The organism is Marinomonas foliarum, assembly GCF_003337275.1.
GTDB lineage: Bacteria > Pseudomonadota > Gammaproteobacteria > Pseudomonadales > Marinomonadaceae > Marinomonas > Marinomonas foliarum.
In genome coordinates this window covers 33802-49398 of record NZ_QPJQ01000024.1, presented here as the reverse complement: position 1 = coordinate 49398, position 15597 = coordinate 33802, and the positions used below count along the sequence as shown (strand labels likewise).

The window sequence follows — 15597 nt, the reverse complement described above, 5'->3', positions numbered from 1 at the left end:
TATATATTGCTGGAACTAAGTTTGTTACTCGACTTATTAGGGCGTCATGAATACTATGAAAGTCGTTATTCTGTGATTTGTTTTAGTAAGGAAAGCATGCATGTCGCGTCCTGTTAAGTTGCTCAGTGTGTCTATTGCTCTAATTTGTCTGTTGCTGGCGTTGAACTTTGGTTTGCGCTCATCAATGGGCTTTTTTATGGCGCCCATTTCCCAAGAGTTTGGCTACGGACGAGAAGTGTTTGCCTTTGCTCTGGCGCTACAAAACTTATGTTGGGGGTTATTTCAGCCTATTGCTGGTGCCTTTGCTGATCGTTACGGTACCTTGAAAACCTTGTTTATTGGGGCGGCGTTATATGCATTGGGTTTGTATGTAACCGCGGGTGCTGATGGTGTGCTAGGACTTAATATGGGTGCAGGCGTACTGATGGGGATGGGCATCGCAGCGACAGGCTTTGGGGTGGTTTTGCCAGCAATGGCGCGTATGGTTTCGCCTGAAAAACGCTCTTTTGCTTTGGGGTTAGGTAGCGCTGCAGGCTCTGCCGGTCAGTTATTAGTTATTCCCGTTGCCCAAGAATTTATCGCAGGGTATGGTTGGAGCAATGCTTTGCTTCTTTTGGCTTTGGGCGCTTTGATGATGGTGTTGTTGTCTAGTCCGTTTCGCCATGAAAAAGATGCTAAAAATGCAGGATCGTCAACGACAGACGTAGCCCAAACCATGAAAGAAGCCTTGCGCGAAGCCAGTGCGTATTCTCATTACTGGCTCTTGGTGGTTGGTTTTTTTGTCTGCGGATTCCAATTGGCCTTTATCACGGTGCACATGCCTGCGTTTTTGTCTGACCAAGGTTTTTCCCCAGATATTGCCGTAGCAAGTTTGGCTCTGATTGGGCTTTTTAATATTTTTGGCTGTTTATTGTCTGGTAGTTGGGCTGGGAAGTATTCGAAGAAAAAATTGCTCACTATTATCTACGCGCTGCGAGCCTTGTCGATTGCCTTGTTTATGATGTTGCCAATGACCAGTACGTCCGTGTATGTCTTTTCTATCGTAACCGGATTGCTCTGGTTGGCGACTGTGCCACCAACATCTGGTTTGGTCGCGCAAATGTTTGGCCTGCGCTATATGGGCTTGTTGTACGGAATTGTGTTTTTAGGCCACCAACTCGGCTCGTTTAGCGGCGTGTGGTTGGGCGGTTATCTCTACGACAAAACAGGTTCTTACGATGTCGTTTGGTGGGCAGCCTGTATTATTGCTTTGATCACAGCATTAATTCATATCTTGATTGATGAGCGCCCAGTGGCACGTCTTCGTGCCGCTGTGGCTTGAGGTCTTTTATTCAGGTGCTTGCCATCGCTGTTGGAAGAAGCGTTGCACTTTGTCGCCTTCCCATTGAAACAAATACAGCCAGCCGTTATCGATCAATTGCCTGACAATGTCATGCTTTGCCGCGATTTTTTCGATCGCGGCCTGTGGAGCGGCAATGTATACAGCAAGTCGGACCGGCGTGTGCATCCACTTCTCTCCATCACTTAGGGATTGCATAGACAGTCCTATGCGTAAGTCCCCACCGTTGCCTTCAAATACGCCGATGTTTCCGCCAACGGCATTGTGCAGCACTTTATTGCCACAGCCGAATTTGAAGTTATCGGTCACTGATAGGTTGTATTGCATGTTGATCCAGTGAGTAACCAGCATAGGCGCAGTTAGAATGCGTTCTAAGATGCTGAAATCGGGGTCATTTTGTTGATCATAATCGTGTAGGAAGCTTCGACCTTGTAAGTCAAGGTGCCGAGTTTGCTGGCGTGGTGCGATGATAAAGGAGTGGTTGTTGGCGAGCCCCCATTCTGGATTAACTTGAGACCAATCGTTTGCGCGTCTGGTAAAAGCCTTAGAGCGTTGTTTATCAGGCACTTCCAGCAGCGAAGTGTCTAACTTTGTCGCACGTTCTTGCTGTGCCAAGTATTGAGCTTTTTCAAACCAGTCTGTTTCTTTAAGCCAGTTTGTTATCTTGTTGTCGATGTCTTTCGAGTCTTCTAGTTGGTCAAAGCAGGTTAATTGATCTGTGGTGGTATTGTGCAGCGCGGCAACAAACTGGGTGTCACTAGGAATAGCGACGTCCATGTTATTGAGTAGGGCGCGTACCTTGTCATCATTTAATAGTGAAGCCAACACCCTCACGTTGACCTCGCCGCTTTGGCCACCGCAGGCACCGCACTCTAATCCCGCGGCATGAAGGTTGTTGCTGGTGTGACTGCCATGACCAACCAACATGACGATTGGCGCGTAGGTTGTCAGTTTTAGGGTGTCTAAAATACCTTTTGCTAAATTTGCCTTATCTTGATCGGTCAAGGCGAAACTGTGCTGAGTCAATTGCCAGCTTGTGTTTGGCGCTAGGCGGTTGGCTGGGTGTTCCTGTCTCTTGGAGAAGAGTGTTTGCTTGAACATTTTAAAGGCGTACCACCAACCCATGGATTCCACCATGGAAAACGACGCAGGTGCTGCGTGGCCCCAACGATGCCAACGAGCTTCTTTTTGCTGGTGGTGAACGTGATTTTTATCACTCTTACATTCGGTGGCAGTGATGGAGGCTTGCAGCAAACCAGGAAGCTGCGGGCGTTCATAGTGGCTGTCTTTCGCTTTGTATTCGATCGGTAAGCCAAAGAAGCCGGCAAAGCCAAGTGTTTGAATCGTATCAGATTGTTTTTCTAGTGCGCGGCGAAACACTTCTGAACGAACGTCGATGCAGAAAATCGCTTGGAGCTCAGGTCTAGTTGAATGTGCTGGAACAGGTTGTTCCGCTGTGAGTGTTTTATGTAGGCTTTTTTGCTCACTGTATTCTAGGGCTAATGCCCAGACTTTAGGTGCTAATAGAGCGTCTTGATGGGCTTCAATCAATTGTGGAATGGTATTTTTTTGTGCTGACCATTTTGTTTCTATTGCGGCGTGCAATGCTATCGATGTGTGTTTTAGGTAACGCCAAATTACCAGTTCCCACGCCACTTTGATGGCAAGCAAAGACTCTACATGGTTTTCTTTTGCTAAGTTTTCGTTGTTATCCCCTTTGGACCAATTCAGGTAAGCCAAGTAGCTGCTCCAACCATTAATATCCAGTAATAATGCCTGAGCATAAAACCGCAGTGCTTGATCGTCCAAGGCCAATTCGTTGATAGCCAGAGCAAATAAAGCGTCTTTATCGCTGGGTAAGTTGTGGAAGAAGTCGGTTAACTTGGGCTCGGCCATGATAATGCTTAGCCCTTTGTCTTCATTGGTGACTTCTAACCAATGGCTGTAAAGGTCAAGTTCGCTGTCAATATTGTGTTGTCTTAGGGTTGGACTTTGCTGCTGATAGTGCGCCGCGCAAAACTGGCTCACTTGATGAGTTATCTCATCGTGCCAAGACATTTTATGGGCGGAGCGTTGTTGATCTGCAAGATCGGCAATGTTACGCCATGGGGTTGGGGCGGCGCTAGCTTGAGATAGGTGTTCAAGTAAGGATGCTGGCGCCACTTTGAGGTCATAATGATGAGCCGCTTTGACAAGGTAATCTTGCGAAATCCGCCCTTCGTCATACCAGGCGCGGTAAGACTTAATAGGTAAATGAGTTTTGATACCAGCCAAGGCGGATAGCTCATCAGATATGTCGTCAAAGGGTTTGTTTACCAATGCCCAAAGTGGGTTCACTGCGATCAGTTTATCTAGTGGCCAATGGGGCGCAATCGTGTTGGTCGCATCAAGCAATAGGTCTTTTTTCTGCATGCTTAAAGTATTTGGCGTCTTGATAGTCATGCGATTCTCCTAAGGTTTTAGCGACGGTTGATTCTTGGTTGTGGTGTGATCTTGTTTGGTTCTAGCTGGCAAGGTGACTGGCCAGAATTTCAGCACCAGACGCGTAAGCCATTCATCCAAATAAAGCCCCGCAAACAATGCAATTGATAAGCGACGAACCGCACGCCAGCGCACCTGATAATGCAAAAGTGCGCTTAAGACGAAGAGTAAGCTAAATAAAACCATGGCCCAGATGTCCGCGAGGGAAAAAGCCTGAACCGTGTGAACAGAATAGGTCGGCAGTGCATAATGCATGGCATGTTTCAATGTGGCGTAAATCACACACAAAAATAAGCCCATAGCGAAGGTGTACATCACAGAAGGTGAATGCTCGCTGGTACGCCATTGCACGATAAGCAAGGTCAGCGCGAGAGCGAATAACCACCAAGCACTAAATGCACCCTCGAAGCCAAGCAGCGTTCTGACAATGACCACACTGGCGGTACTTAACCCAAGCGCGATGAGCCAAGTTTGCGCATTAGGTACGATTGCTTTGTTTGTTTGAGGTTGTTGAGTATTAGGTTTAACCGCACTGGAAAGACGCAATCTAATGGCATCATTGACCGCGTTTCCAGAGTTGAGGAATGAGTAAGCTTTGTAAAACGAATGGGCGAGAAAATGCAGTAAGACTAATTCGTATAAACCTAAAGCGAATTCCAACAGCATCAGACCCATCTGCGCACAAGTCGACCAAGCAAGGCGTACTTTGACGCTGATTCGAGTCGTCATTATTAAGGCGCTGGCGAGGGTGGATAGACCTGCCACGAGCAATAAGAGCCATATCGCATAATTGCTTTGGGCAACGACGGGTGTAAATAAAAGCAGTAGATAGCCACCTAAGTTAATCACGCCAGCATGCAACAAGGCGCTAACGGTTGTTGGAGATTCGACCACTTGTATTAACCAACCATGGAAAGGTAACTGAGCGCATTTGATTAACGCGGCAAACGCAATTAAACAAGCGGCCACCTTTTCTTGCCAATGCAAGGCTAATCCTGCATTAGATTGGGCCACCGCGGTGTTGATAATGGTATTGATGTATAAACTGTCGTATTGCTGATAAAGCAAGGCAAAGGCGGAAAATAAAGACAGCTCAGCAACTCGCGCCAGCATGAATTTTTTGTGAGCCGCTAGAATGGCACGTGGTCGATCTGCATAGAAGGTTAATAAGTTGTTGAGTGACAAACTAATGCCTAACCAACCGAGCCAAAAAATCACCAAATGGTTGGTGGTGACTGTGATAGCAACGGATGCCAAGGTAAACATCAACCAACGATAGTAACGATTTAGGTTAGCCTGCCCCGCCATGTAGTTACGGGAAAAACTGATCAATACCCAACCCATGACTGTCACGAGACCAAGCATGATCTGATTGAGCGCCGTGTGGCGAATCAGATTAGAAGATTGCCACGCATCGGTAAAAAAGTAGCTAACTGGAAATGTGGTAAGAAAAATAATCAGTAAGAGAAAGCTTAATCGAGAGGCTTTTTGAGCAACCGCTTTGCTGTCTTTACGGCCTAGATACCAGCCACCAAAAAGCAGTGCAAAGGGAATGAAAATCGGTAGAAAGCTTAACGCGAGAAGCGACATAAATACCTACATCTTTTAGGTTGAACAAGTGGCGGCGATTATGAAGGCTTTATTTCGTTAATAAAAATACATATATTGTTATAAAACGTTCACTTTATATTATGTATTTGCAGGTACTTTTCATGGCTCGACTGAATTACCACCATCTGTATTATTTTTGGCGAGTGGCTAGGAGCTCGAGCCTGACGGATGCGGCAGAAACCTTGCACATATCTCAATCGGCGTTGTCAGCGCAGATAAAGCAGCTAGAGCTGAGCTTGGATGTGGCGTTGTTTGTTCGCCAAGGACGTAAGCTGGTGTTGACTGACGTGGGACGTCGAGTGCTGGCCTATGCGCAAGATATTTTTAATACCGGTGAAGAGTTAGAAAAGTTTATCCAGAAAGACAGCGCCACGCAGGTTCAGCACATAACCATTGGCGTGCAGAGTAATTTGTCGAGGAATTTTATAGAAAGTTTTATTGCGCCCTTGCTAAAAAGTGAGAATGTGGACTTTTCACTTGCTTCGAGAGGCATGACTGATTTACTTAGCGGCCTCGTTAATCACGAATTGGATCTAGCGCTAACCAATCGTGCCATTCTAAGTGAAGGCCAAGACACCACCTGGCAAAATCAGTTGGTCGCCAGACAAGCTGTGGCGATTGTTGGGCCTTATGGTGAAAAGCCTGATACGCCTTTTCCTCAAGGCTATGAAGATAAAAAATGGGTGGTACCGGGGCGCAATACCGATATTCGCTCTTCCTTTGAATCCTTTTGTGCCACTCATCAATATCAGCCAGACATCAAAGCGGAAGTTGATGATATGGCAATGTTGCGATTGTTAGCAAGGGACAGTGGCTATTTGTCTGTATTGCCCCCTGTGGTGGTAAAAGATGAGATTCAGTCGAAAGTGCTCCAAGATTATGAAAGTATCCCTCAAGCCTTCGAAAACTTCTATGCCATTACTATGCCTCGTAAGTTCACTTCTCAGCCTGTGCTGGATTTGATCAAGATCGCGATTCATCAGTATGCTGTCGACTATTCAATGTAAGTATTCTGATTCGCCAGTTTTAAAGCTCATATATTTTAAAAGGTAATAGTGCATGACACCTTTGCAAACCTATCAAACTCGCTTAGAGCAAAATGAAGTGAGTTTTGATGAGTGCCAACAGTCCGCGTTACAGGAGTTGGAGCGTGTTTATCAAGCGGTACTTTCGAATTCATCAGACCAGGATAAGGTGGAGCCAATCAAAGGGGTTTATCTTTGGGGGGATGTGGGGCGCGGCAAAACCTTCTTGATGGACCTGTTCTATCACTGCTTGCCTGATGGATTGGCGCTAAGGTTGCATTTTCATCATTTTATGGCGCGCTTGCACCGAGAGTTGAATCTTGCCTTCGGCCAGAAAAATCCCTTGAAAGGCATAGCGAAACGTTTGGCGGAAGAATGTCGAGTGCTGTGTTTTGATGAGTTTTTTGTCTCTGATATTGGTGATGCCATGTTGCTAGGTGGTTTGGTTGAAGCCTTGTTTGAAGAAGATGTTGTGCTGGTAGCCACGTCGAATATTGCGGTGGAAAATTTGTTTCAGAACCAGTTGCAAAAAGAGCGTTTTGCGCCTGCCATTGTCTTGTTACAAGATCATTTAAAAAGCATCCATCTTAGTGGCGAAGAAGACCATAGATTACGGCATACTGGTTTTACAGAAAATTATTTTGTTAAAAGCGAACAGGATATGTCGACTTTGTTTCATCAACTTGCAAAGGGGAAAATCAATCAGCAACCGCTGCAAGTGTGCCGTCGTGCGATTACGGTCATTGAGTCGGCAGACAATATTGTTTGGTTTGATTTTTATGCCTTGTGCGATGGCCCTAGGTCGTCGTTGGATTACATAGAGTTGGCGCAAACCTATCCCATGATAATGCTCACTGGCATTCCAGAACTGAGCAGCGAACCTTATGAGCATATTAAGGCGCGAGGCACAGAAGACGGTGCGATTGGTTCAGGGCAAACGGGTGAGCGTGCCGTTTCATTGGGAGTAAATGACGATGCTGTACGTCGCTTTATTAGCTTGGTGGATGAATGTTATGACCATCAGGTGGTTTTATTATTAAACGCTGACGTGCCTCTGGAAAGCTTATATTTAAACGGTACTCTGCTATTTGAATTTCGTCGCACTTACAGTCGTTTAATTGAAATGTCGTCCCATTATTATCTGTCATTACGGGCGAGTTATACCGAAAATACTACAGACTAAATAATTGATTTCACTCTGACTATTTTCACTAAGTTGATCGCTAAAGCTTGATAAAAGGCTATTGCGCGACCACTATATTTAGAGGTAATCATATTCAAAGACATTATTAAATTGAGAATAAGGAGGGCGATCATGCAGTACGAAGATCGCGTTGATGCGTTAGTCGCACCGAAAGGTTCGTTAGAGATGTTGTCTCAGGATGAGATTTTTCGTTTGTCAGAAGAGTCGGGTCCGCTTCATGACTTATTTCACCGCTGTTCTTTGGCTATTTTGAATTGCGGTAGCGACTCGGATGATCCACAAGCAGTGATGGAAGAATTTAAAGATTTTGAAATCCGCATCGTGCAGCAAGAACGAGGTGTGAAGCTACAGCTTAAAAATGCACCAGGCAGTGCGTTTGTAGATGGAAAGATGATCAGCAGTGTGCGTGAGATGTTATTCAGCGTATTACGTGACATTATTTTTACTCAACATGAAATTCTTGCTCGCGGTCTTGAGAATGCCAGCTCAGACAAGCTAACCAATGTGGTATTTGAGCTATTACGTAACGCCAATGTGTTCCGACGTATTCAAAATCCAGACATGATTGTGTGTTGGGGTGGCCATTCTATTGCTCGTCACGAGTACGATTATACTAAACGCGTAGGTCATGAATTGGGCTTGCGTGAACTGAATATTTGTACTGGTTGTGGGCCAGGGGCGATGAAAGGGCCGATGAAAGGCGCTGCCATTGCGCATGCCAAACAGCGTATGAAGAATGGCGTGTATTTAGGCTTAACAGAGCCAGGTATTATTGCGGCAGAATCTCCGAATCCTATCGTAAACCAGCTAGTTATCATGCCGGATATCGAGAAGCGTCTAGAAGCCTTTGTCCGTGTTGGTCACGGTATTGTCGTTTTCCCTGGTGGTGCTGGAACCGCAGAAGAAATTCTGTATATTTTGGGAATCTTGCTACACCCGAAAAATGCTGGCGTGCCTTTTCCATTAGTGTTTTCAGGACCAAAAGAGAGTGCCGAGTATTTCGAGCAAATTCACGCCTTCATTGGCGAGGTATTAGGTTCGGAAGCACAAAATAAATACCGTATTATTATTGAAGACGAAGTGGAAGTTGCCCGTGCCATGAAGCAAGGTATGGAAGAAGTTCGCCAGTATCGTAAAGCCCATCAAGATGCGTTTTACTACAACTGGAAACTGCATATTCCAGAAGAATTCCAATATCCGTTTGAGCCAACCCATGAAAAAGTGCGTGAGCTGAACCTACACTTCAATCAAGAGACGCATTTGCTTGCCGCGGATTTACGTCGTGCCTTTTCGTCTATCGTTGCCGGCAACGTGAAAGCGCAAGGCGTGGCGTACATCAAAGAGTTTGGGCCGTTCGAGATTCATGGCGATAAAGCGTTATTGGCGAAACTGGATGCCTTGTTGCAAGCGTTTGTTCGTCAGCAACGGATGAAGTTGCCGGGCAGTGCTTATGTTCCTTGTTACAAAGTTATCACAGACTAACTGGATGGCTACTTAGCTCGCCAATACTTTGTTAAAAACAGACTCAAAATGCTCATTTATAACCCATAAACTCCGCTTTTTCGTCTGTTTTTGCCTCGTCTTGGCTTCGCTCGTGAAGCCATCTCTAACTAGGTGATGACTGTGCTCGCCAATATTTTGTTAAAAACAGTGATGCTAAAAAAGGGCTTCTCATGAAGCCCTTTTCTGTTTTAGCTGTGAGCGTTTTGGCTCTAGTTTAAGCCTAACCAAATACCGACCAGCCGATGCTTTCCGATAGGGCTTCAAGCGCAGCCATGCCCGCTAGTGAATTGCCCGATTTGTTCAGTTCGGGTGACCAAACACAAACTGAAAAACGATTTGGGACGATGGCAAGAATACCGCCGCCTACACCGCTTTTGCCTGGTAGTCCAACACGATAAGCAAAGTTGCCAGCTTCGTCATATAAGCCGCTGGTGGCGAGTAGACCGTTTACCTGAGTAGTTTCTCGCGCACTAAGTACTTGCTCACCACTAAGCTGAGAGAAGCCCTTGTTGGCAAGGAAGCTAAAGGCTTTTGCTAAGTCCACACAATTCATGCGCATGGCACAGTTATCGAAGTAACTATGCAAGACATCCTCTACATCATTTTCGAAATTACCAAAGGCTTTCATTAAGTACGCCATGGAAGCATTTCGAGCACGAAACTCATATTCAGAGCTGGCAACGATGTGGTCAGAATTCAAATGGGGGTTATCGGCTAAGCGACGAATAAACTCTCGCATGGCGTAATGTGGCGAGGCAAAACGAGACTGATTCATATCACTGATGACCAAGGCGCCAGCATTGATGAAAGGGTTTCTGGGTACGCCTGCTTCGTATTCTAACTGCACGAGGGAATTAAATGGGTTACCGGAAGGTTCACGTCCAACTCGCTTCCACATGTCTTCGCCATAATGTTTGATGGCAAGGGTCAAGCTAAAGACTTTAGAAATACTCTGGATAGAGAAGTCTGTATAAGCTTGACCTGCATGATAGAGCTTTCCATCGTTGCTGTAGATGGCAATACCAAATTGATTCGGATCTACATTCGCTAGAGCAGGAATGTAATCTGCGACTTTGCCTAAACCTATTAATGGTTTTACTTTTTGTTCGATTGAATTTAGTAGGTCTTCCACGAGGTTCTCAGTTTTATTCTTTTATGGGAAGTGAATGAGTCGTTACTTATCTGGGTGGCTAGTATAGGTATTTACTCAAGGATTTCTAGCGGAGAAGGAATAAAATCGATGAATTGGGGGCGCTTTTAGGCACTACACTTTCTATAAAGCGTGTGCCTGAAAAGGAAAAGAAGAAGCTAGTGAGTTTTTGCTTTTTTTATGTGTTCCACATGTAAATTAATCAGCTGTCCTGAAATCGTCGCGTTGTTTGGGGTGTTCGGCAAGTTATCAATTGGGTACCAATTAGCTTCTTCAATCTCGCCTGGAGCGGGTGTAATGTCACCGCCAGCGTAATCAGCAAAAAAGCCGACCATGAGTTGGTGTGGAAAGGACCAAGGCTGACTATCAACATAGCGTATGTTGGTTACCTCAAGTCCGACTTCTTCTTGTATTTCACGAGCTACTGCCTGTTCCAAGGTTTCGCCCGCCTCAACAAATCCTGCGATGTTGCTATATCTATCTTTTGGAGCTTGTGGGCCTCGAGCAAGCAGTATTTGGTCGCCATTACGGATGGAGACGATGATGCAGGGAGAAATTCTAGGGTAGTGGCGTAGGTTGCAAACAGAGCAAATTTTGGTGTGCTCTTTGGTGTGCTTTTCATTCATGGGCGCGCCACAGCGACCACAGAATTGATGGTCTCTGTCCCATGTGGATAGTTGGTGTGCCCGGCTGAGTAAGAGGTAATGGGCTTGATCTTGTAAAAACAGTAACTCCCTTAGGCCAATTTCGGAAAAGCCTTTGGGAATAGATTCAAAACGACATACAAAGACATCTTGGCCGTGCCATTGCCCACAATAAATAGCGCTCATTTTGGAGTTGGGCTGAAAGTGAGTAAAGGGAATCAAAAATTCATTATCTAGCTCTATTAAGACTTGGTTGCGGTGGAGCAATATATAAAGCGCATCTTGATGAGGAAGAGGGTGAGTTTGAGTGCCTATTTCTAACATGTGATTGCTCGGTTTGCGTCTAAAAGAATACGCTAACGCGATCATCTTCTAGACGCAATAACCAAGGTGGATTTAATTCCAGTCCAGAATCACTTTTCCTGATTTACCTGACCCCATTGTGTCGAAGCCTTGTTGAAATTCATCAACATGAAAGCGGTGGGTGATGATGGGGGAAATGTCTAAGCCAGATTGCAGCATGGCAACCATTTTATACCAAGTTTCGTACATTTCTCGTCCATAAATACCTTTGATTATAAGGCCTTTAAAAATGACTTGGTTCCAGTCTATCTGTGTGTCTTTTCCTGGAATGCCTAGCATGGCAATTTTCCCGCCGTGATTCATGCATTCCAGCATAGAGCGGAACGCTGTGTCATTGCCTGACATTTCTAATCCAACATCGAATCCTTCGTGCATGTCTATCTCGTTCATCACATCTTTTAATGATTCACGGCTGACGTTGACGGTGCGGGTCGCGCCCATTTTTTTTGCCAGATCTAGGCGGAAGTCGTTTACATCGGTAATCACTACATTGCGCGCACCTACATGCTTAGCAATGGCTGCTGCCATGGCGCCAATTGGCCCAGCGCCAGTGATTAAAACGTCTTCGCCGATTAAATCGAATGACAGGGCGGTGTGAGTAGCGTTACCAAAAGGATCGAATATAGCCGCCATATCGTCGCTGATGTTTTTGGGGATCTTGAATGCGTTGCTGGCTGGAATGACCAAATATTCCGCGAAAGCGCCTGTGCGATTGACGCCAACCCCAAGTGTTGTTCGACACAGATGGCGACGGCCGGCACGACAGTTTCGGCAATGGCCACAAGTAATATGACCTTCCCCAGAAACACGGTCGCCTATATTGAACCCAGACACTTCAGGACCAATTTCTGTTATCTCTCCTACAAATTCATGGCCAACGGTCATGGGCACAGGAATAGTGTTTTGTGCCCATTCGTCCCATTGATAGATATGCATATCTGTTCCACAGATGGCGGTTTTGCTTATTTTGATAACGACATCGTTATGTCCACATTCTGGATGCGGGGCGTCTGTCATCCAAATTCCTTTTTTCGCATGAAGTTTCGCAAGCGTTTTCATTATTTATTTCCTTCCCTTTTTCCTTCAATGACACCCATCTCGCGGCCTACCTTGGTAAAGGCGGCTATGGCAAGATCGAGCTGTTCCCTTGTTAGTGACGCTGACATTTGTGTGCGAATTCTGGCTTTGCCCATTGGAACAACTGGGTAGGCGAATCCGGTTACAAAGATCCCTTCTTTATATAGCGCATTTGCCATCTCTTGTGCGAGTTTTGCGTCCCCTAAAATAACAGGAATAATAGGGTGATCGCCAGGCACTAGGTTGAAGCCTAGGGCGTTCATTTGGGTGCGGAAGTATTGGCTGTTTGCTTTTAGTTGTTTGCGGGCTGAATCGCCTTTTTTTAGGGATTCTACAATCTGTAAGCTGGTGGCTGCGATAACTGGTGCTAATGAATTTGAAAACAAGTATGGGCGAGAGCGTTGACGAAGCCAATCAACAATGTCTGCTGAAGCGCTGGTATAGCCACCAGATGCGCCACCTAACGCTTTGCCCAATGTTCCTGTGATAATGTCGATACGACCAAGTACATTGCAGTACTCATGGCTACCTCGGCCATTTTCGCCCAAAAAACCTACTGCATGAGAGTCGTCTACCATTACTAACGCATCGTACTTATCAGCAAGGTCGCAGATGGATTTTAGGTCGGCAATTATGCCATCCATAGAGAAAACACCATCAGTGACAATGAGTTTGGTTTTCGCCCCATCTTTATCGGCTTGTTGTAATTTGTCTTCCAGTTCATTCATGTCGTTATTGGCGTAACGGTAGCGCTTTGCTTTGCATAGGCGAATACCGTCAATAATGCTGGCGTGATTGAGCGCATCACTGATGACAGCGTCTTTATCGCTGAGTATAGTTTCAAATAAGCCGCCGTTGGCATCAAAACAAGAAGAATAAAGTATGGTGTCTTCCATTTGTAGAAAATCACTAAGGCTTTTCTCTAATCGGGTGTGTATGTTTTGCGTACCACAAATAAAACGTACTGAAGCCATGCCGTAGCCGTAGTCATTTAGTGCTTGGTGAGCGGTTTTTGTGACTTGGCTATCATTTGCCAAACCAAGGTAATTATTTGCGCACAGATTAATTAGAGGTGATTGATCGGCTGTATTGATTTGGCTTGCTTGTGGTGTTGTTAGAGGACGCTCAACTTTATAAAGGCCTTCTTGCTTAAGTGTGTGGAGTTGATTGCCCAAATTTTTGTAAAAAGCGGATTTACTCATGATTTTTCCTCTTGTGGAGATAGTTATTCCTTTTGTTGAGAGCTCCTTGATGTCTCTTGAGTGTAGGAGGGTGCTATGAAAATGAGTAGATGCAGTGACATGAGAAAATAGCCATAACAGTTTGTAGTGTTTTGGTGAGCTGGTCAGACCTGCTATTCGTCACGTAGAATGAGCATAAATATTAATCAATAAGGAATAGACATGTTGTCAAAGGCTCGTTATAGCGTTGTCATCGCTGCCCTAAGTGCAAGTACGATGCTTCAGGCGCAAGATTATTTGCCAGTTCTGCAATACCATCATGTAAGTGCTAGCTCGCCTAAATCAACTTCGGTGACGCCTGAGCAGTTTACTGAACATATGGACTATTTAAAAAATGCAGGCTTTCAAGTTGTGGATTTACGTTCTGCATTGGATGATCTAAAAGCGAATAAAGCGTTACCTGAAAAAGCCGTGGCGATTTCATTTGATGATGCTTATCGCAACATTTACCAAGCGGGATTTCCTGTCTTAAAAGAAAGGAATTTTCCTTTTACGGTGTTTATCAATACTGAACCAGTAGAGCGTAAAAGCCGTAGCTTTTTAACTTGGGAGCAGATGAAGGAGATGGAGAAGTCTGGTGGTGTGTTCGCTAACCATACAATTAGTCATCCTTATATGTTGCGTAAAGAGAAGGGTGAAACCGATGACGCTTGGATGTCACGTATGACAAATGAAGTAGATACTGTTGAAGGTTTGCTGGTTAAGTACCTCGGAAGCTCACCAAAAATGCTGGCTTATCCTTATGGTGAGTCTAATGGGCAGATTCGTAGCATGATGAAAGAGAGGGGGATTATGGCATTCGGACAACAGTCTGGCGTGGTAAGTGCAGATTCTGACTTCGAAAATCTGCCTCGTTTCCCTGCGTCTGGTGCTTATGCCAAATTATCAACATTAAAAACAAAGTTAAATGCTAAGCCAATGCCACTCTTATCAGAAAAGGCGGGTGGTGATTACGCAACCGATCAGCCTGTGTCGATTAGTTTGACTTTTAAAGAAGGTAAGTATCGTTTTAAAGACTTGGCGTGCTATGTATCTGGTCAAGGAAAGGCGACCCTTGAGTGGCTTTCTGAGACGGAAGTGCTGGCAAGTGCACCGAAGCCTTTTGGTGTTGGTCGTGGTCGTATAAACTGTACGATGCCTGACAATTCAGGGCAGCATTATTACTGGTATTCTAATGTGTGGATCCGTTCTTCTGCTGATCAAGGCTACGTGAGTGAAAAAAGTTAAACTTTTTTAAAAAAGAGGTTGCACTGAAATTTCAAATCAGTATTATACACCTCGCTCGCAACGGAGGGGTGGCAGAGCGGTTTAATGCACCAGTCTTGAAAACTGGCGTAGGTTAATAGCCTACCGAGAGTTCGAATCTCTCCTCCTCCGCCATCTTCTAAAAGGTGGTTGTTGTGACAAGATAAAATATTAGTTCCTCGATAGCTCAGTTGGTAGAGCAAATGACTGTTAATCATTGGGTCACTGGTTCGAGTCCAGTTCGAGGAGCCATTCGGAGTATAGCGCAGTCTGGTAGCGCGCCTGCTTTGGGAGCAGGATGTCGGGAGTTCGAATCTCTCTACTCCGACCATTTATTTTATCATCACCATTAGTAATGGTGGGCGTAGCTCAGTTGGTAGAGCTCCGGATTGTGATTCCGGCGGTCGTGGGTTCAAGCCCCATCGTCCACCCCATTGCTAGATAGTTGGGTCGTTAGCTCAGTTGGTAGAGCAGTTGACTTTTAATCAATTGGTCACTGGTTCGAATCCAGTACGACCCACCAACTATCCCTATACAGAATTCTAATCTGATTAATTCCTCGATAGCTCAGTTGGTAGAGCAAATGACTGTTAATCATTGGGTCACTGGTTCGAGTCCAGTTCGAGGAGCCATTCGGAGTATAGCGCAGTCTGGTAGCGCGCCTGCTTTGGGAGCAGGATGTCGGGAGTTCGAATCTCTCTACTCCGACCATTA

11 protein-coding genes and 7 tRNA genes are annotated in these 15597 nt (G+C 45.4%); 12 read left to right on the top strand and 6 right to left on the bottom strand.

Translation table 11 applies throughout. The features are described 5' to 3' along the window. Positions 1–100: 100 nt before the first annotated feature. Entirely contained in the window at positions 101–1321 is a 1221-nt protein-coding gene (locus tag DFP77_RS12765) for an MFS transporter (protein WP_114412658.1), read from the top strand. A 6-nt stretch (positions 1322–1327) separates the two neighbouring features. On the opposite strand, the gene DFP77_RS12760 is transcribed toward DFP77_RS12765, so the two are convergent. Both DFP77_RS12760 and DFP77_RS12755 read right to left on the bottom strand, forming a co-directional pair. Next, positions 1328–3781 (bottom strand): YbcC family protein, encoded by a 2454-nt coding sequence (locus DFP77_RS12760; protein WP_114412657.1) that lies wholly within the window; start codon positions 3779–3781, stop codon positions 1328–1330. Positions 3782–3790: 9 nt separating this feature from the next. After that, complete coding sequence (locus tag DFP77_RS12755) at positions 3791–5410, bottom strand: NADH-quinone oxidoreductase subunit L (RefSeq protein ID WP_114412656.1); 1620 nt, start codon at positions 5408–5410, stop codon at positions 3791–3793. Between the two features lie 122 nt (positions 5411–5532). On the opposite strand from DFP77_RS12755, the gene DFP77_RS12750 reads away from it, so the two are divergent. From DFP77_RS12750 to ppnN, 3 genes are all read left to right on the top strand, one after another. After that, positions 5533–6438 carry a LysR family transcriptional regulator gene (locus DFP77_RS12750; protein WP_114412655.1) on the top strand — a complete coding sequence of 302 codons (906 nt, stop codon included), beginning with the start codon at positions 5533–5535 and terminating at the stop codon, positions 6436–6438. A 52-nt stretch (positions 6439–6490) separates the two neighbouring features. Further along, positions 6491–7639 (top strand): cell division protein ZapE, encoded by a 1149-nt coding sequence (gene zapE / locus DFP77_RS12745; RefSeq protein WP_114412654.1) that lies wholly within the window; start codon positions 6491–6493, stop codon positions 7637–7639. A gap of 132 nt (positions 7640–7771) precedes the next feature. Then, a complete protein-coding gene (gene ppnN / locus DFP77_RS12740) occupies positions 7772–9142 on the top strand; it encodes a nucleotide 5'-monophosphate nucleosidase PpnN (protein WP_114412653.1) in 1371 nt (456 codons plus the stop codon). A 241-nt stretch (positions 9143–9383) separates the two neighbouring features. Here ppnN and glsB read toward each other — a convergent pair whose 3' ends face one another. From glsB to DFP77_RS12720, 4 genes are all read right to left on the bottom strand, one after another. Next, positions 9384–10295 carry a glutaminase B gene (glsB, locus tag DFP77_RS12735; RefSeq protein WP_114412652.1) on the bottom strand — a complete coding sequence of 304 codons (912 nt, stop codon included), beginning with the start codon at positions 10293–10295 and terminating at the stop codon, positions 9384–9386. Between the two features lie 176 nt (positions 10296–10471). Continuing rightward, complete coding sequence (gene nudC / locus DFP77_RS12730) at positions 10472–11281, bottom strand: NAD(+) diphosphatase (RefSeq protein WP_114412651.1); 810 nt, start codon at positions 11279–11281, stop codon at positions 10472–10474. A 72-nt stretch (positions 11282–11353) separates the two neighbouring features. Beyond that, positions 11354–12379, bottom strand: coding sequence for an L-threonine 3-dehydrogenase (gene tdh / locus DFP77_RS12725; protein ID WP_114412650.1), 1026 nt, complete (start codon positions 12377–12379; stop codon positions 11354–11356). Further along, positions 12379–13599 carry a glycine C-acetyltransferase gene (locus tag DFP77_RS12720; RefSeq protein ID WP_114412649.1) on the bottom strand — a complete coding sequence of 407 codons (1221 nt, stop codon included), beginning with the start codon at positions 13597–13599 and terminating at the stop codon, positions 12379–12381. The genes tdh and DFP77_RS12720 overlap by 1 nt, the downstream gene beginning before the upstream one ends. A gap of 201 nt (positions 13600–13800) precedes the next feature. Here DFP77_RS12720 and DFP77_RS12715 point away from each other — a divergent pair, with 201 nt between their 5' ends. The 8 genes from DFP77_RS12715 to DFP77_RS12680 all read left to right on the top strand — a co-directional run bounded on the left by DFP77_RS12715 (position 13801) and on the right by DFP77_RS12680 (position 15594). Next, positions 13801–14865, top strand: a complete 1065-nt coding sequence (locus DFP77_RS12715; protein ID WP_114412648.1) for a polysaccharide deacetylase family protein — start codon at positions 13801–13803, stop codon at positions 14863–14865. A 62-nt stretch (positions 14866–14927) separates the two neighbouring features. Then, positions 14928–15018, top strand: a tRNA-Ser gene (locus tag DFP77_RS12710). Positions 15019–15059: 41 nt separating this feature from the next. Then, positions 15060–15135, top strand: a tRNA-Asn gene (locus tag DFP77_RS12705). Positions 15136–15137: 2 nt separating this feature from the next. Further along, positions 15138–15214: transfer RNA gene (locus DFP77_RS12700), tRNA-Pro, on the top strand. A 27-nt stretch (positions 15215–15241) separates the two neighbouring features. Further along, positions 15242–15317 (top strand) — tRNA-His (locus tag DFP77_RS12695). Positions 15318–15330: 13 nt separating this feature from the next. Next, positions 15331–15406 (top strand) — tRNA-Lys (locus tag DFP77_RS12690). Between the two features lie 33 nt (positions 15407–15439). Further along, a tRNA-Asn gene (locus DFP77_RS12685) sits at positions 15440–15515 on the top strand. Positions 15516–15517: 2 nt separating this feature from the next. Continuing rightward, positions 15518–15594 (top strand) — tRNA-Pro (locus DFP77_RS12680). Positions 15595–15597 lie beyond the last annotated feature (3 nt).